Origin of the sequence: Novosphingobium kaempferiae (genome assembly GCF_021227995.1) — a bacterium.
GTDB classification, from domain to species: Bacteria; Pseudomonadota; Alphaproteobacteria; order Sphingomonadales; family Sphingomonadaceae; genus Novosphingobium; species Novosphingobium kaempferiae.
On the sequence record NZ_CP089301.1, the window covers coordinates 2,681,406 to 2,697,784 of the forward strand.

Annotated in this window: 13 protein-coding genes and 1 pseudogene; 4 read left to right on the forward strand and 10 right to left on the reverse strand. The window is 65.2% G+C overall.

Annotated elements, in window-relative coordinates:
• Window positions 1-159: 159 nt before the first annotated feature.
• Window positions 160-534 (reverse strand): hypothetical protein, encoded by a 375-nt coding sequence (locus LO787_RS12135; RefSeq protein ID WP_232496085.1) that lies wholly within the window; start codon window positions 532-534, stop codon window positions 160-162.
• A gap of 308 nt (window positions 535-842) precedes the next feature.
• Between LO787_RS12135 and LO787_RS12140 the strand changes: the two genes are divergently transcribed.
• The 3 genes from LO787_RS12140 (at window position 843) to LO787_RS12150 (ending at window position 6,173) form a co-directional block, all read left to right on the forward strand.
• The gene (locus LO787_RS12140) at window positions 843-2,492 is read left to right on the forward strand and encodes a hypothetical protein (protein WP_232496086.1); all 1,650 of its coding nucleotides are present in this window, start codon (window positions 843-845) and stop codon (window positions 2,490-2,492) included.
• 89 nt (window positions 2,493-2,581) lie between these two features.
• A complete protein-coding gene (locus tag LO787_RS12145; protein WP_232496087.1) occupies window positions 2,582-5,296 on the forward strand; it encodes a TonB-dependent receptor domain-containing protein in 2,715 nt (904 codons plus the stop codon).
• A gap of 301 nt (window positions 5,297-5,597) precedes the next feature.
• Window positions 5,598-6,173 (forward strand): TMEM165/GDT1 family protein, encoded by a 576-nt coding sequence (locus LO787_RS12150; RefSeq protein WP_232496088.1) that lies wholly within the window; start codon window positions 5,598-5,600, stop codon window positions 6,171-6,173.
• Window positions 6,174-6,232: 59 nt separating this feature from the next.
• On the opposite strand, the gene phoB is transcribed toward LO787_RS12150, so the two are convergent.
• The 9 genes and pseudogenes from phoB to LO787_RS12190 form a co-directional block, all read right to left on the reverse strand.
• Window positions 6,233-6,919 carry a phosphate regulon transcriptional regulator PhoB gene (gene phoB, locus LO787_RS12155; protein ID WP_232496089.1) on the reverse strand — a complete coding sequence of 229 codons (687 nt, stop codon included), beginning with the start codon at window positions 6,917-6,919 and terminating at the stop codon, window positions 6,233-6,235.
• Window positions 6,916-7,617, reverse strand: coding sequence for a phosphate signaling complex protein PhoU (gene phoU, locus LO787_RS12160; RefSeq protein ID WP_232496090.1), 702 nt, complete (start codon window positions 7,615-7,617; stop codon window positions 6,916-6,918). Before phoU ends, phoB begins: the two co-directional genes overlap by 4 nt.
• Before the next feature lie 25 nt (window positions 7,618-7,642).
• Window positions 7,643-8,404: a phosphate ABC transporter ATP-binding protein PstB gene (pstB, locus tag LO787_RS12165; RefSeq protein WP_232496091.1), complete on the reverse strand. Its 762-nt coding sequence runs from the start codon at window positions 8,402-8,404 to the stop codon at window positions 7,643-7,645.
• A 4-nt stretch (window positions 8,405-8,408) separates the two neighbouring features.
• Window positions 8,409-9,197: a phosphate ABC transporter permease PstA gene (gene pstA / locus LO787_RS12170; protein WP_476739349.1), complete on the reverse strand. Its 789-nt coding sequence runs from the start codon at window positions 9,195-9,197 to the stop codon at window positions 8,409-8,411.
• Window positions 9,192-9,296: pseudogene (locus tag LO787_RS26330) on the reverse strand (phosphate ABC transporter permease PstA); the annotation flags it as partial. The gene pstA and the pseudogene LO787_RS26330, both read right to left, overlap by 6 nt.
• The gene (gene pstC / locus LO787_RS12175; protein ID WP_232496093.1) at window positions 9,289-10,662 is read right to left on the reverse strand and encodes a phosphate ABC transporter permease subunit PstC; all 1,374 of its coding nucleotides are present in this window, start codon (window positions 10,660-10,662) and stop codon (window positions 9,289-9,291) included. The pseudogene LO787_RS26330 and the gene pstC, both read right to left, overlap by 8 nt.
• Window positions 10,663-10,824: 162 nt before the next feature.
• Entirely contained in the window at window positions 10,825-11,871 is a 1,047-nt protein-coding gene (locus LO787_RS12180; RefSeq protein WP_232496094.1) for a substrate-binding domain-containing protein, read from the reverse strand.
• 109 nt (window positions 11,872-11,980) lie between these two features.
• A complete protein-coding gene (locus LO787_RS12185; RefSeq protein ID WP_232496095.1) occupies window positions 11,981-13,483 on the reverse strand; it encodes a porin in 1,503 nt (500 codons plus the stop codon).
• Window positions 13,484-13,545: 62 nt separating this feature from the next.
• On the reverse strand, window positions 13,546-14,532 hold the full coding sequence (locus LO787_RS12190) for a sensor histidine kinase (protein ID WP_232496096.1): 987 nt from the start codon (window positions 14,530-14,532) through the stop codon (window positions 13,546-13,548).
• A 321-nt stretch (window positions 14,533-14,853) separates the two neighbouring features.
• On the opposite strand from LO787_RS12190, the gene zwf reads away from it, so the two are divergent.
• Window positions 14,854-16,296: a glucose-6-phosphate dehydrogenase gene (gene zwf, locus LO787_RS12195; RefSeq protein ID WP_232496097.1), complete on the forward strand. Its 1,443-nt coding sequence runs from the start codon at window positions 14,854-14,856 to the stop codon at window positions 16,294-16,296.
• Window positions 16,297-16,379 lie beyond the last annotated feature (83 nt).

Consider the following 16,379-nt stretch of genomic DNA (forward strand, 5'->3'; position numbering starts at 1 on the left):
TATGCACCGCGGGACGCCATGCCAGACGACCCGTTAAAGTGTCATTACGTAGCAAAGCGTCTCAACTTCGTCGTACAGGCAGACTTCAACGGAAAAGGGGTGTTCCGTGCGGAACACCCCTTAAGCCCCCATTTGTGAGCGGTTAGCGATGAAACAGCCTCAGCGCGACGCCACGGTCGTGGCTGCCAGCAGCCCCCTCAGCGCCTGACGCGCGGCCAAGCGGGAATCCACCCAGGTGCCGTCAGCAAGCTGGAGATCGTAGCGCACCGGACTGGCGACCGCCGCGCGGTAGGCGGTGATGGCCTTGCCGGTCATCCCGGCCTGCGCATAGGCCGCCCCCAGATTGATGAGCTTTGCCGGATCGTCCGACCTGGCCGCACCACCAGCCTCCAGCTTGCGTACAGCCTCCTGCGACTGACCTGAGGCGAGTTCCGCATAGGCGACGTCAACGGTGTCATGCGCAGGCCGATCCAGCCCAAGCGCGAATGCGGACTGCCCCATCAGCAGGGCGGCTGCGAAAGCGGAAACGGACATGGCGACTTCTCCCGTGAACTTCGTGATGCAGACGCATGTTCCGCCTGAAACGACCGCTCATCAAGAAAATGACGAGAGTGTCATAAAAATGCAATCAACGTGTGATTCGCACGGAAATTGGCGATTCGTTAACCAGCATCTGTACTGCCGACGGGATTTGTCATTCAATGGTCATATAAGTGAACATTAGTGTCACCGTAGTGCCAACAAATCGTCACCCCCTCCGCTTAGATGGCGCGAACAGCGAAGGCGGAATCGCCGCCTCGTTCGACCGATCACTTGTTCGACCTGAACACGGGGGATTCATCGTGAAGAAATTTTCTGGTCTGCTGCTCGTGGGCTGCAGCGCATTCGCACTTGCCGGTTGCGGCGCCGACGACATCTCCTCGCCGGGCTCCGACTCGATCAACATCACCAACCCGACCCCCGCACCGACCCCTGCTCCGACGCCTACCCCCAGCACTGGCCTGGTCGTGGCGGCAACGGAATGCCCGGGCGCGGCAGCCACCGGCGGTCTTGCTCTCACCAACGACGGCATCATCTCGGGCCCCGAAGGCACCTGGCGCGTCTGCACCCTGCCCGCGCTGGTCAACGTCACCTCGACCCTGCCCAAGCAGACCGGCGTGATCTATCGCCTCAACGGCCGCGTCGACGTCGGCTGTGATGGTGGCTTCGCGGCCCCGACTTCGGCTGCGCCGCGCAGCACCACCACCGTCGCCTGCGGCGGTCGCTCGCTCACCGCTGACACCAACGTGACGTTGACCATCGAGCCGGGCGTGATCGTCTATGGCGACAGCACCAATGCCGCATCGTGGCTGGCCGTGAACCGCGGCAACAAGCTGATCGCCGAGGGCACCGCCGCGCGCCCGATCATCTTCACCAGCCTCCAGAACGTGCGTGGCGCCAACAACAACGACTCGATGGGCCAGTGGGGCGGCGTCGTGCTGCTAGGCCGCGGTCGCACCACCGACTGCTCGACCGGCCTCGGCTCGGTCGCTGCCGACAACTGCGAGCGCGTGACGGAAGGCGCTGCCGACCCCGCGAACTTCGGCGGTCGTGACAACGCCTACAACGCCGGCAGCATGAAGTACGTGCAGATCCGTTACTCGGGCTACTCGCTTGCTCCGGGCAACGAACTGCAGTCGCTCACTGGCGGCGGCATCGGCACCGGCACTCAGCTCGACTTCATCCAGTCGGTCAACAGCTCGGACGACGGTTCGGAGTTCTTCGGCGGTGCGCTCAACATGAAGCACTACGTCGCGATCAACGCCGATGACGACAGCCTCGACCTCGACACCGGTGTTCAGGCGAACGTCCAGTACGCCCTGATCATCCAGAAGCCGAGCGCCGGCGACTCGTTCTTCGAATTCGACAGCAACGGCAACGAAGCCGACACCCCGCGCACCAAGATCACGGTCGGCAACTTCACCGCCATCCAGACCGCCATCGGTTCGGGCAACAGCGGAAACCAGGCCTCGGCTCTGTTCCGCGGCAACGCCGACGTGACCCTGCTCAACGGTGTGGTCGCGAGCCCGACCAACGAGTGTCTCCGCCTGAACGGCACCACCGCCAACGGCTCGGCTCCGGCTTCGCTCGTTGCCCGCTCGGTCGTCATGACCTGCGGTGGCACCGCACCGGTCCTCGGCACCGGCACCTACACCGATGCCACGGCCGCGACGGCTTTCGGCACCGGCGCGAACAACAACAACTCGGCCTTCACCTCGACGCTGACGAGCACCTTCGTCAATGGTGCGGGTGAGAACGCCGTTGCTGCGTTCACGAACTACGCCAGCCTTAACGCTTCGGGCCAGACCAACATCTCGAGCTTCTTCACCAGCACGACCTGGATCGGCGCGGTGCAGAATTCGACCGACAACTGGTTCCGCGGCTGGACCTGCGACACGACCAACGCAAACCTCGGATCGAACAGCGCCTGCACGGCGCTGCCCACGACCTGATCCGGCCGCCCGTGAAGTAACGACAGGGGGGCGGTCCAAGCTGGCCGCCCCCCTGTTCGCATCCGATACATGTTCCAGGGGGACATACCATGATCAAGCCGCGGCTCGTCTCGCTGCTGCTCTCCACTGCGATGCTCGCGCCGACGGCGGCGTGGGCGCAGGACAGCACTTCCGCTCCCGCCTCCGGCAACGTAGGCGCCGTACCTTCCCAGACCGTCGCCGAAGCCGAAGCCGACGCCCAGGCCGAGGAAGAGGCGCCCGACGTCTCGATCCCCGGCGGCGCCATCATCGTCACCGGCCAGCGCAACCGCAACGTTGAACGCGTAGCGCCGCAAGTCGTCTCGGTCCTCTCGACCGAGCAGATCGCCCGTACCGGCGAAGGCGACATCGCCGGCGCGCTCGGGCGCGTCACCGGACTTTCGGTCGTCGGCAACGGCTACGTCTACGTCCGTGGCCTTGGTGACCGCTACTCGCTCGCGCTGCTCAACGGCTCGCCGCTGCCCAGCCCCGAGCCGCTCAAGCGCGTGGTTCCGCTCGACCTTTTCCCGACCAGCATCATCGCCTCGTCGCTGGTGCAGAAGAGCTATTCGACGAACTTCCCCGGTGAATTCGGCGGCGGCGTCATCAACCTCACCACCAAGTCGATCCCCGAGGAAAGCTTCCTCACCATCGGCGGCGGCGGCGGTTGGGACACCGAGTCGACCAACCAGCTCGGCTATACGTACTACGGCGGCAAGCACGACTGGACCGGCTACGACAACGGCAACCGCTCGTTGCCCACCGAGCTCAGGGCCTACCTCAAGAGCAACACGGTGATGGGCTCCGGCAGCGATCAGGCCATGGCGATCGGCAGCACGCTATTCCGCGGTCGCAACTCGGTCGTTCAGCGCGTCGACAAGATGCAGCCGAATTTCTCGGTCGATCTGTCGGCAGGCACCCGCCTCGAGATGGGCGAAGCTACGCTGGGCGTGATCGCGGCGTTCGGCTATTCCAACAAGACCCAGACGCGCGACGCTATCCAGCAGCTGACGCAGGGCCTCAGCGCCAATCCCGACAACCTGTGGGAAGACTATCGCACCGTCAGCACCGATAACCGCATCGTCGCCAATGCGATGCTGGGCCTCGGCCTGGAATGGGGCGAGAACTCGGTCCGCTGGACCAATGTCTACATCCATGACACCAGCAAGTTCACCCGTCTGCGCAACGGCCATCAGGAAAGTAACCCGGCGGTCGATTACATCACGCAGAAGACGGCCTGGTACGAACGCGCCCTGCTCGACACCCAGCTGACGGGCGAGTTCAAGCCCGACGACAAGACGACGATCGACGTGCGCATGGGCTTCGCGAACTCGAAGCGTCTCGCGCCCTTCGAAATCGACGCAGAATATATCCGCACCAACGAGGATACGGTTTTCGGCCGCAACTTCGTCAACACCATGGGCACTGGTGCGGTCGACCCGACCACCATCAGCTTCTCGCGCCTGAGCGAAGACGTATGGTCGGCCGGTCTTGACGTCTCGCACCAGTTCTTCGACGGCTGGCGCGGTACGGTTGGTTACGCCTACCAGCTCAACCGCCGCACCAACTCGAACCGTCAGTTCGGCGTCTACGCGAGTGGCGACCAGAATCTGATCCAGTCGCTCGGCCTGCTGCGCCTCGACGTGCTGCTCCAGCCGGGCACCTGGTTCCTCAATGATGTGGCGGGCACCAACTACAACCTCGAACTGCGCGACCTGACCGCCAACGTCGGCCTGTTCGATGCGCGGCTGCTCAACCACGCCTACTACGGCAAGGTCGATGGCCAGATCACCGACAAGTTGTCGATCGACGCAGGCGTGCGCTGGGAATACGCCAACGAAACGACCGTGCTGCGCCCGGTCGGTGCGGAGGCGACCCCCACCACCGGCCTGAAGAACGAGTACTTCCTGCCTGCGGTCACGCTCACCTACGAGATCGAGCCGAGCATGCAGGTCCGCGTGAACGGATCGAAGACGATCGCCCGCCCGCAGTTCCGCGAGCTGGTCTACCAGAACTTCTTCGACCCGGACAGCAACCGCACCTATCGCGGCAACCCGTTCCTCAAGGACAGCCAGCTCACCAACGCCGAAGCCCGCTTCGAGTGGTATTTCGCGCGTGACGAGAAGGTCTCGCTCGGCGGGTTCTACAAGCACATCAAGAACCCGATCGAATCGATCCTGGCCGGGTCCGAGAGCTTCATCACGACTTACGCCAATGCGCCTGCCGCAGACCTCTACGGCGGTGAGCTGGAAGTACAGAAGTACGTCTATCTCGACAAGATGGGCGGTTCGTTCTTCGAGAACCGCCGCCTCGTCCTGATCGGCAACTACACCTACACCAAGTCGAAGCTGAAGGTCGGTGCCGAGGACACCACCGACATCTACGGCGCCAGCACCACGCAGTTCGCGGCGGATTACTTCCGCAACGGCGCGCCGTTGACCGGCCAGTCGGAGCACATCGCGAACCTGCAGATCGGCATGGAAGACACCGAGAAGCTGTCGCAGCAGACCGTCCTTCTGAGCTACTCCAGCAAGCGCTCGGTCAGCCGTGGCCTTGTCGGCACGATCCGCCAGCCCGACATCATCGAATACCCCGGCCTGCGTGTCGACGTCGTGCTGCGCCAGGGCTTCGAGATCGCCGGCAAGCAGATCGAACTCAAGGCCGAAGGCCGCAACCTCACCGCACGGAAGCATCTGGAATACCAGACGTTCGAGGATGGTCGGGTCGACTTCAACACCTACAATCTCGGCCGCGTGTTCTCGCTCTCGGCCTCACTGACGTTCTGACCGTTTCTCACCGGGAGGCTCCTGCCCTCCGGACGGCAACCTCGAAGGCCCGGTCTCGTACCGGGCCTTTTTTTGCTTCCCAAGCACGCGCCTGCGCCGTATGGACGCCTCAGTCATCTGGGGAGTAGCCGCCCGCACCCAGCGGGATCTGCCGTCAACACACTTGGTCGAGAGGCCATGGCGCGCAGGAGGACGGGAAACCGCCCGGGCGAGACCAATGACGCATCGCGGTTCGGCTCTGGCCGGGCGGGCTGCGTATGCGTCGTTGCGTTTCGTGTCCGCCCGGCCCCGGAGTATTCAAGTGGAAGCCCTGCTCACCTCCACCGCGGTCGTCGCGCTTGCCGAGATCGGCGACAAGACGCAGCTTCTCGCCATCGTCCTCGCCACGCGCTTCAAGCGCCCCTGGCCGATCGTCGCGGGCATTTTCGTGGCGACGCTCGCCAATCACTTCCTCGCGGCGCTGGTGGGCGAGCAGGCGGCGGCCTTCCTCGACGGGCGCTGGTTCCGCTATCTGGTCGCCGCAAGCTTCATCCTGATGGCGGGCTGGACGCTGATCCCCGACAAGTTCGACGAGGACGAAGAGGCCAAGCCGAGCCGTTTCGGGCCGTTCGTGGCCACCGCCCTCGCCTTCTTCATCGTCGAGATGGGCGACAAGACCCAGCTTGCCACCATCGCGCTCGGCGCCCGCTTCCAGAGCGTCGTGCCGGTGATGATGGGCACGACCATCGGCATGATGATCGCCAACGTCCCGGCCGTGTTCCTCGGCAACGAGCTCATCAAGCGCGTGCCGCTGGGTGTCGTGCGCACGATCGCGGCGCTGCTGTTCCTGGTCATCGGCCTGTGGCTGCTGGCACAGACCGCCGGGTGGCCGGGCTGAAACGACGAAGGGGCCGTCTTGCGACGGCCCCTTCACTTATCGATCGGGATGATGAGCGGTTACGCCACGTCCATCGCGTAGCCCGCCGCGCGGACGGTGCGGATGGGATCGGTGTCCCCATCGCGGTTGATCGCCTTGCGCAGGCGACGGATGTGGACGTCCACCGTGCGCTCGTCGATGTCCGAGTCCATGCCCCAGACGCCGTCGAGGATCTGCTGGCGCGAGACGACCCTGTTCGGGCGTTCCATGAAGTAGCGCAGCAGGCGGAACTCGGTCGGGCCGAGGTGCAGCGCCTCACCCGAGCGGCGGACGCGGTGGCTGGTGGCGTCGAGTTCGATGTCGCCCCACGACAGCACGTTGCCCGCCAGCGACGGGCGCGCGCGGCGCAGCAGCGCCTCGATCCGGGCCATCAGTTCACGCGGGGAGAACGGCTTGGTGACATAGTCGTCCGCGCCCGTCTTGAGGCCGCGGATCATGTCCTCTTCCTCGCCGCGCGCGGTGAGCATGATGATGGGGACCGAGGCGGTCTCCTTGTCCTTGCGCAGTTGGCGGCAGACCTCGATGCCGGGCACCTGCTCGATCATCCAGTCGAGGACGATGGCGTCGGGCGTCTGCTCGCGCACCATGACGAGGGCTTCCTCGCCATCGGGCGTGGAACGCACGTCGTAGCCTTCGGCGGAGAGGTTCCAGGTCAGCAGTTCGCTGAGCGCGACGTCGTCCTCGACGACGAGGATCGAGGCGCTCACGACAGCATCCCCGAGGACGTGTCATCGGTCAGCGAGTCGCGCTCCGTGCAGTATTCGCCGGTCGCCGCGTAATAGACCATCTCCGCCACGTTGGTGGAATGATCGCCGATGCGCTCCAGGTTGCGAGCGATGAAGAGAAGCTGCGCGGCGCTGGTGATCGTCGCGGGGTTCTCCATCATGTGCGTCAGCAGCGAGCGGAACAGCGTGTTGTAGAACTGGTCCAGCTTCTGGTCGCGGCGGATCACCTCGACCGCCAGCTGCGCATCGCGCGAGCCGTAAGCGTTGAGGACATCGCGCACCATGCTCTCGGCGATGTCGGCCATCGCGGGCACCAGCGTGACCGGATCGATCTTGGTGCGGCCTTCGAGCGCATTGACGCGCTTGGCGATGTTCTTGGCGTAGTCGCCGATGCGCTCGATCACGCCCGAGATCTTGAGCGCAGCGATGACGTCGCGAAGATCGTCGGCCATCGGCGCACGCAGCGCGATGGTGCGCACGGCGAGGCGGTCCACCTCGGCCTCCAGCGCATCGAGGCGGGCATCGGCGGCGACGACCTGCGCTGCCAGTTCCTCGTCATGATGGACGAGCGCGGTGATGGCATCGCGGATGGCGACTTCGGCGAGGCCGCCCATTTCGGCGACGAGGCCGCGAAGCTGCCCGATCTCGGAGTCAAATGCCTTGACGGTATGATCGACCATGTCGTTTTCCCTGTCTCTCCCCGGTTCAGCCGTAGCGACCGGTGATGTAGTCCTTGGTGCGCGTTTCGCGCGGATTGGTGAAGATCTGGTCGGTCTCGCCGTATTCCACCAGGCTGCCGAGGTGGAAGAACGCCGTGCGCTGCGACACGCGCGCGGCCTGCTGCATCGAGTGCGTGACGATGACGATCGCGAAGCTTTCCTTCAGTTCGTCGATCAGTTCCTCGATGCGCGCGGTGGCGATCGGGTCGAGCGCGGAGCACGGCTCGTCCATCAGGATGACCTCGGGGCTGACGGCGATGGCGCGGGCGATGCACAGGCGCTGCTGCTGGCCGCCCGAAAGCGCGGTTCCGGCGTCGGAGAGGCGGTCCTTCACCTCTTCCCACAGGCCCGCCTTGGTCAGCGCCCGTTCGACGATGCCGTCCATGTCCGACTTGGAGTTCGCCAGCCCGTGAATGCGCGGGCCGTAGGCGATGTTCTCGTAGATCGACTTGGGGAACGGGTTAGGCTTCTGGAACACCATGCCGACGCGGGCGCGCAGGGCGACCGAGTCCATGGTCGAGGCGTAGATGTCCTCTCCGTCGAGCAGGATCTGACCGTCCACGCGCGCTCCGGCGATCGTGTCGTTCATGCGGTTGAGAGTGCGCAGGAACGTCGACTTGCCGCAGCCCGACGGGCCGATGAAGGCGGTGACGATCCCGTTGTCGATGTCAATCGAGACGTCGTTGATCGCCTTCTTCGGTCCGTAGAAGACGTCGACGTTGCGGGCTGTGATCTTGGCTTCGGTCATGGTTCTACCAGCGGACTTCGAATTTGTTTCGAAGGTAAATGGCGATGCCGTTCATGGCGAGCAGGAAGACCAGCAGCACGATGATGGCGGCGGAAGTGTTCTGGACGAAGGCCTTGTCGATCTCGTCAGACCACAGGAAGATCTGCATTGGCAGCACGCTCGACGGGGCAGTCAGACTGTCGGGCGGGGTGACGACGAAGGCGCGCATGCCGATCATCAGCAGCGGCGCGGTTTCACCCAGCGCGCGGGCCATGCCGATGATGGTGCCGGTCAGAATGCCCGGCAGGGCAAGCGGCAGGACGTGGTGGAACGTCGTCTGCACCTTGCTCGCGCCGATGCCGTAGGCAGCCTCGCGGATCGAGGGCGGAACCGCCTTGATCGCGTTGCGGCCCGAGATGACGATGACCGGCATCGTCATCAGCGCCAGCGTCAGGCCGCCGACCAGCGGCGACGAACGCGGCATGCCCAGCGTGTTGATGAACACCGCCAGGCCCAGCAGGCCGAAGATGATCGAGGGCACCGCCGCCAGGTTGTTGATCGAGACTTCGACCCATTCGATCCAGCGCTTCTTCGGAGCGAACTCCTCAAGGTAGATCGCGGCGAGCACGCCCATCGGGAAGCTGAGCAGCAGCGTGACGAGCATCGTCAGCAGCGAGCCCTTGGCCGCGCCCCACACGCCCGCGGCGCTGGCGTCGGTCGAGTCCGAACCGCTCAGGAAATCCCAGTCGAGACCGCCGAGCCCGTTCTTGAGCATGATGACGAGCAGCAGCGCGAGAAACGAAAGGCTGAGCACGATGGCGCCCAGACCGATCAGCTTGAAGCGCTTCTCGGCAGCGTGACGCCTTGCGAGGCGCTTCGCCGCTTCGGGCGAATTCCAGTCGGACTTACTCATATGCTTCGCGGAACCGCTTCACGACGCGCAGGGCGACGATGTTGAGGATGAGGGTGACGACGAAGAGCACCAGACCGAGCGCGAAGGCCGACAGCGTCTTGGGGCTGTTGAACTCCTGGTCGCCGGTCAGCATCTGGACGATCTGGTAGGTGACGGTCGTCATCGAGGCGAAGGGGTTCGCCGAAAGGTTGGCGGCAGCGCCCGCAGCCATGACCACGATCATCGTCTCGCCGATGGCGCGGCTGATCGCCAGCATCACGCCCGCGACGATGCCGGGAAGCGCGGCGGGGAGCAGCACCTTCTTGATCGTCTCCGACCGGGTTGCGCCCAGCGCCAGCGAACCGTCGCTCATCGCGCGCGGCACGGCGGCAAGCGCGTCGTCGGCCATGGAGGAGACGAACGGGATGATCATCACGCCCATGACGAGGCCGGCGGCAAGCGCGCTCTCGGTCGAGGGGTTGGTCATGCCGATGGAGGCGGCGAAATCGCGGATCAGCGGGGCGACCGTCAGCGCGGCGAAGTAGCCGTAGACCACGGTCGGAATGCCCGCGAGGATCTCCAGCAGCGGCTTCACCCACTTGCGCACGTCGCGCGTGGCGTACTGCGTCAGGTAGATCGCACTCATCAGGCCGAGCGGGATGGCGACGACCATGGCGATGATCGCACCGATGTAGATCGTGCCCCAGAACAGCGGCACCGCGCCGAAGTTGTCGGAGATGTTCTCCCCCGCCGTGCTCGCCGGCGACCAGTGGGTGCCGGTGAGGAAGGCGATCGGCGAGACGTCCTTGAAGAACATGCCCGCTTCGAACACCAGCGAGGCGACGATGCCGAAGGTCGTCAGGATCGCCAGCAGCGACGCGGCGAGCAGGACGCCGAGCACCGCGCGCTCGACATGAGTGCGGGCGCGGAAGTCGGGACGGACGCGGGTAAAACCAAAGGCCCCGCCCGCGAAGGCGACGATCAGCACGATCACCGCGCCGATCAGGCCGAACTTGACCTGTCCCTGCCGGATCGGCTCGACCAGCGCCTGCGCCTCCGGGTTGAAGGCCACGGCGTTGGGGTCGGAAGCGATGGTGTGCGCTTCGGCAAGGATCGCACCGAGCTGGAACGGGTCGGTCGGCAGCGAGGCCGCGGCGGGGCTCGCGAAGACGGCGCCTTCGACGAGGCCCGGCATGATCGCCTGCCACACGCCCCAGGCGAGCAGCGCCGGGACGAGGATCCACAGCGCGACGTGCCAGCCGTGATAGCCGGGCATCGAATGCATCGAGCCCCGGCCCTTGTACAGCAGTCGGGCCCGGCCGCGCGCGGCGAACCAGCCGACGAGGCCGAGGCCGATGACGGCCAGGAGAACTCCGGTAAGTATCATGACTGGCCCATCGGCCCCTTGTTCATGCCGAGGCGCTGCACCCCTGCATCGTCATTGCGAGCGGCGAAGCCGCGCGGCAATCCAGCGGCGGCATCGACCGCGCTGGATTGCTTCGGCCTGCGGCCTCGCAATGACGAAGTGGTGTGAAGCACCAGGCTTTGCTTACTTCAGCTCGGCCGGGTCGAGCGGGGTCATCTTGGCGACGATGTCGGCGCTCTTCTTGCGCACATCCTCGGGCGCGATGACCATGCCCTTCTTCTGGAGCAGGCCGTCGGCGCCCCACGCCTTCACCCACTCGGCGACGTAGCCCTGCAGGCTCTTGATCGGGCCGAGGTGCTGCTTCTTCACGTAGATGTAGAGCGGGCGCGCGCCGGGGTACGAATAGTCCGAGATCGTCGCGTAAGTCGGCACGACGTCCGACATCGGGATGCCCTTCAGACTGTCCGGGTTCTCTTCGAGGAACGAGTAGCCGAAGATGCCGATGGCCTTGGAATTCTGCGAGATCTTCTGGACGATCAGGTTGTCGTTCTCACCCGCGTCCACGTAGGGACCATCCTCGCGGATGTCGTGGCAGGTCGCCTCGTACTTGTTCTTGTCGCTGTCCTTGAGCGCGGCGGTCGCGGCGTCGGTCTTGCAACCGGCCTCGAGGATCAGTTCCTTGAGCGCGTCGCGGGTGCCCGAGGTCGACGGCGGACCGTAGACGAGGATCGGCTCGGCCGGGAGCGACGGGTTGACGTCCTTCCAGGTCTTGGCGGTGTTGGGCTTGCCGAACGGGTTGGCGGCGAGCGCCTTGTAGACGTCCAGCGGGGTCAGCTTGAAGCCGGGGCCGCTCTTCGATTCGGCGAAGGCGATGCCGTCGATGCCGACCTGGATCTCGACGATCTCCTTGACGCCGTTCTTCTGGCATTCCTCGAACTCGGACTTCTTGATCCGGCGCGAGGCGTTCTCGATGTCAGGGTGCTGCGCGCCGACGCCGGCGCAGAACAGCTTCATGCCCGCGCCCGTGCCGGTCGATTCGATCACCGGCGACTTGCTGCCGCTCACCTTAGCGTAGCTTTCCGCGACTGCGGTGGCGAAAGGATAGACGGTGGAGGAACCCACACCGCGCACGAAATCGCGCGAGCCTGCGGAGGAGCCGCCAGAGCCGCCGCAGGCGCTGAGCGCGAGCGCGGAGGCGGCAGCAATGATGATGGTCTTGGTCGAACGCATGGAAACCCCCTTGGGCGTTATCTTGGGTTGCCCCTATTGGCCTTCGATGACACTTTTGCGTCAAATACGTGACTGACTGGCCAATGTCGTCAGAAAGCTGCGAAAACTCTCAATAATTCCATTGGATCTGGGCGCGGAGCACATCGCCCTTCGCCTGCCCGGTGCGGCGCTCGTCCGCTTCGCGGCGCTTCATGCGCGCGTAGGCGAGCGTCAGTTCGATCGGCTTGAACGGAGTCCACTCGACACCCAGCTCGATATCGTTGGTGTCGAGGCGCGGCGAGTTGACCGCAGCCTTCCAGCCGCCCTTGTACCGTTCCCAGCGGGCGTAAGGGATCAGCGCCCCCTCGCCTACGTGCGGAATGCGGTACATGGCCATGACATAGCCGCCGGAAGCTTTCTTGAGCTCGATGGACTGCGATGCCGTGTCGAATTCCGGGGTCTTGCCGAAGTTCCACTCGGCCTGAATACCGAAGGGACGGGGATAAAGGACGGCGTGGAGGCCGACGCGGTGCTCCTCGAAATTCTCCTCCGTCACGCCGCCTGCGCGCACTTCCGGGCGCACCTTGTTGTGCATGACCGCGCCGCCCAGTTCGAGAACCTGACCGTCGAGGCCGATCCCGTCGAGGCGGAAGGGCCAGGTCGCCATGGCGACGCTCATCACGCTTTCGTTGCGCTCGGGGCGGTTGATGCCCTGCCCGTTGTAGACGCCGACGCCGAACGCACCATAATTGCCGAAGAGCTTCTGCCCTTCGTTCTCCAGTTCGTCCCAGATCTCCTCGACATGGGCGGGCGTGTAGTAGGCGGTGAGGCCGAGATCGCGCTCGCTGGGGACCGCGCTGTTCATCGCGTCCGAGCGGTCGAGCGGGATGCGGTTGCTGGAAGACTGCAGGTTTTCCCAGCCGAACGGGACTTTCTGCTGGCCCGCGCGCAGCTTCAGGCGGTGCGCCTTGTCCAGCGCGACATCGACGTAGGCGTCACGCAGTTGGACGTAGTTGTCGCGCCGTTCGCCCGAGGACTGGTTGTTCACCGCCGCCGCGAAGTCGGGCTGGAGGTAGAAGGAAACGCCGTGGCCAAGCTCGCCCTGGAAGACGAGGCGCAGGCGACGGATGAAGAAATTGCTGTCCGGACCGATGCTGCCATCGTGTACTGAACGCAACCTGGAGCGACCTGAGGGCGCGTCTTTGTCGCCTGAGATGATCTCATTGAAGCGCAACTGGGTGTAGCCGCGGATCTTGATGCCGCTCGCCGCCTTGGCGACCTGTGCGGGAAGCGACTTGTCCGGAGCCGATGCCGCAGGAGCCTGTGCAACCGCCACCGTCGGCGCCGCAGCGCCAGCCTGTGCCGGAGCCGGAGCAGGCCTCGTCGTTGCCACCTGAGTCGCGGGCGCGGCAGCCTTCGCCGCCGCCAGTTGCGATTCCAGCGAGGTGATGCGCCGGGCCATCGCTTCCATCTGCGCGCGCATCGCCGCGAGGTCTTCCTGCGTCACTGCCGCCGACGACTGGGCGAAGCCGGGAGCGGCCCATCCCAAAGCCGTGGCAATCGCCACGGTGGAGATCGCGAGTCTGCGCATCGAGGCAGACTTCATCATGGCGCGGTGGACGATTCGTGTCATTTCGACGACGCCAATATGTCTGTCGAATGACACTTTGATGACGCGTCATGGCGTCGCCGTGTTTACTCCGTGCGCAGGGGCAGCATCAGCGAGGCCGTCGTGCCGACGCCCTGTCGGCTCTCGATGTCGAAGCGGCCGCGATGGCGCTCGACGATGTGCTTGACGATCGAGAGGCCGAGCCCGGTGCCACCCACCGCGCGGCTGCGGCTGGTGTCGGCGCGATAGAACCGTTCGGTCACGCGCGGGAGGTGCTCGGGCGGGATGCCGTCGCCTTCGTCACGGACGGTGACGAGGACCCAGCCGGTGGCCGCCGCCTCGACCGAGACTTCCACCGGGCCTTCGGGCTTCGCGTACTTGCGGGCATTGTCGATGAGGTTGCGCAGCACCTGCGAGAGCTGACCGCGATCACCGGCGATCACCGCCTCGTCGCGGTTGGCGCGAACCTGCACCTCCATGGTGCCGCGAAATTCGCCCGCGACCTCATGCGCCAGCAACACCACGTCGAGGCTGTCCGAAGGCGCCTCGTGCTTCACCGCCTCGATCCGCGAGAGCGACATGAGGTCGGAAATCAGTGCCTGCATCCGCTGCGCCTCGTGCCGGATGGTGCCGAGGAAGCGGTTGCGCAGCGCCTCGTCCCCGCCCGCCTTGGGGTTCAGCAGTGTTTCGCAGTAGCCGATCACGTTGGCGAGCGGCGTGCGCAGTTCGTGGCTGGCATTGGCGACGAAATCGGCGTGCGACTTCGCCACGCTGACCCGTTCCGACAAGTCGTAGAGACTGACGAGCCGCTCGTTCGGGCCGACAACCTTGCAGTCGACCTCCCACACCGAGCCTCCGGTGGAGAGCCCCTTCACCCGCGCCGAGCCGCCCTCGTCGCTGAGAATCGCAGCGACGGCGCGCGGCTCACGGATGGCGATACGCACGTCCTGCCCGACGATATGCGCACCCAGCAGCGCCTTCGCCGCGCTGTTGGCGAAGCGAACCTGCCCCCGCGCGATCATCATCGCCGGGGTCTGGAGATGTTCGAGGAGGTGAACGCCCTCGATGGTCATGCCTGTAATGCTCCTGTCATAGCTGCGCGTCGCGGGCCTCCCCCCGGTGGCCTGCCGTCGCCGGGTGACATGGTTCCAAGACACTATTGTTGCAACATTCGTATTCACCAACGCCGGAAATGACATTTCCGTGTCTGTCCGCAGCGCGAGGGGTTTGGAAAACGTGCTTGTACGCCCTTCGCGCCCTAGCGCTCCGCGCCCGCCTTTGTTATGGCGCACCCGCATGGCGGTCCGCCTACAAGTGGACGCAGGCCATGCAGCCTTGAGAACAATCATCAACGGCTGCGAGGAGGAGCGCGGTCGTCCGGTGGAAAGGGTACCGTGACGCAATTCACTTCCGATCGCCTGCTCCTCTTCGGCGCCACGGGCGATCTTTCGCGCAGAATGCTCCTCCCCTCGCTTTGCGCGCTCGACGCGGAAGGCCTGCTGGGTCCGAACATCGAGATCATCGGCACCGCCCGGTCCGATCTCGACGATCAGGGCTTCCGCAACTTCGCCAGGGAAGCGCTCGAACAGTTCCTCCCCGCGCAGCGGCGCGGCGGCATGGCGCAGTTCCTCAACCGGCTGAGCTACCAGCCGCTCGACGCCAACGACATCGACAGCTTCCACGCGCTCGCGCAGAAGGTGGGCACCCCGAAGCAGGGCCTGTCGATCTTCCTGTCGACCGCGCCCAGCCTGTTCGAGCCGACCATCCATGGCCTCGAAAAGAGCGGGCTCGCCTGCGAGAACGTGCGCATCGGCCTCGAAAAGCCGCTCGGCATCGACCTTGAATCGAGCAAGGTCATCAACGACGCCGTGGCGCATGCCTTCCCCGAGGACCGAATCTACCGGATCGACCATTACCTCGGCAAGGAAACGGTCCAGAACCTGCTGGCGCTCCGCTTCGCCAACCTGATGTTCGAGCCGCTGTGGAACGCCGCGCACATCGATCACGTCCAGATCACCGTGGCCGAGACGGTGGGCCTCGAATCCCGCGTCGCCTACTACGACGACAGCGGCGCGCTGCGCGACATGGTGCAGAACCACATGCTCCAGCTCCTCGCCCTCGTCGCGATGGAGCCGCCGGTTTCGTACAATGCCACCTCGATCCGCAACGAGAAGGTCAAGGTTCTCCACTCGCTGCGCAAGGTGAAGCCGGAGGAAACCGTTACCGGCCAGTACCGCGCGGGCGCGATCGGCGGCAAGGCGGTGCCCGGCTATGACGACGAACTCGGCAAGGATTCCAACACCGAGACGTTCGTCGCCATCAAGGCCCACATCGACAACTGGCGCTGGCAGGGCGTGCCCTTCTACATGCGCACCGGCAAGCGCATGCCCAAGCGCACGACCGAGATCGTCGTGCAGTTCCGCGACGTGCCGCACTCGATCTTCCACGGCCGCGGGGCGAAGACGGTGCCCAACCGCCTCGTCATCGGCATCCAGCCGGAAGAGAACATCACCCTCTCGCTGATGGCCAAGGTGCCGGGGCTGGACCGCGACGGCTACGGCCTGCGCTCGGTGCCGCTGGCGATCCTGACGCCCGACGCCTTCGCCGACCGCCAGCGCCGCATCGCCTACGAACGCCTGCTGCTCGACCTCATCGAAGGCGACCAGACCCTGTTCGTCCGCCGCGACGAGGTGGAAGCCCAGTGGGAATGGATCGATGCGATCCGTGCCGTCTGGGAGGAACAGGAACAGGAGCCCAGGACTTACACCGCAGGAAGCTGGGGGCCGTCCGCCGCGATCGCCCTTGCCGAACGCGATGGAGTCACCTGGCACGAGTAACGGGGCACGAGTGATCCTCGTGCCGCGTTCCAAGAGATGCGTGGTAACGTCCACGCAGGGCCGAATATAGCGATTGACACCGG

What these genes read in the sequence shown, in the direction of transcription:
- LO787_RS12135 (WP_232496085.1), bottom strand. Translation starts at nt 534, where the DNA reads ATGTCCGTTTCCGCTTTCGCAGCCGCCCTGCTGATGGGGCAGTCCGCA.
- LO787_RS12145 (WP_232496087.1), top strand. Translation starts at nt 2,582, where the DNA reads ATGATCAAGCCGCGGCTCGTCTCGCTGCTGCTCTCCACTGCGATGCTC.
- phoU (WP_232496090.1), bottom strand. Translation starts at nt 7,617, where the DNA reads ATGGTCGATCATACCGTCAAGGCATTTGACTCCGAGATCGGGCAGCTT.
- pstB (WP_232496091.1), bottom strand. Translation starts at nt 8,404, where the DNA reads ATGACCGAAGCCAAGATCACAGCCCGCAACGTCGACGTCTTCTACGGA.
- pstC (WP_232496093.1), bottom strand. Translation starts at nt 10,662, where the DNA reads ATGATACTTACCGGAGTTCTCCTGGCCGTCATCGGCCTCGGCCTCGTC.
- LO787_RS12180 (WP_232496094.1), bottom strand. Translation starts at nt 11,871, where the DNA reads ATGCGTTCGACCAAGACCATCATCATTGCTGCCGCCTCCGCGCTCGCG.
- LO787_RS12185 (WP_232496095.1), bottom strand. Translation starts at nt 13,483, where the DNA reads ATGACACGAATCGTCCACCGCGCCATGATGAAGTCTGCCTCGATGCGC.
- LO787_RS12190 (WP_232496096.1), bottom strand. Translation starts at nt 14,532, where the DNA reads ATGACCATCGAGGGCGTTCACCTCCTCGAACATCTCCAGACCCCGGCG.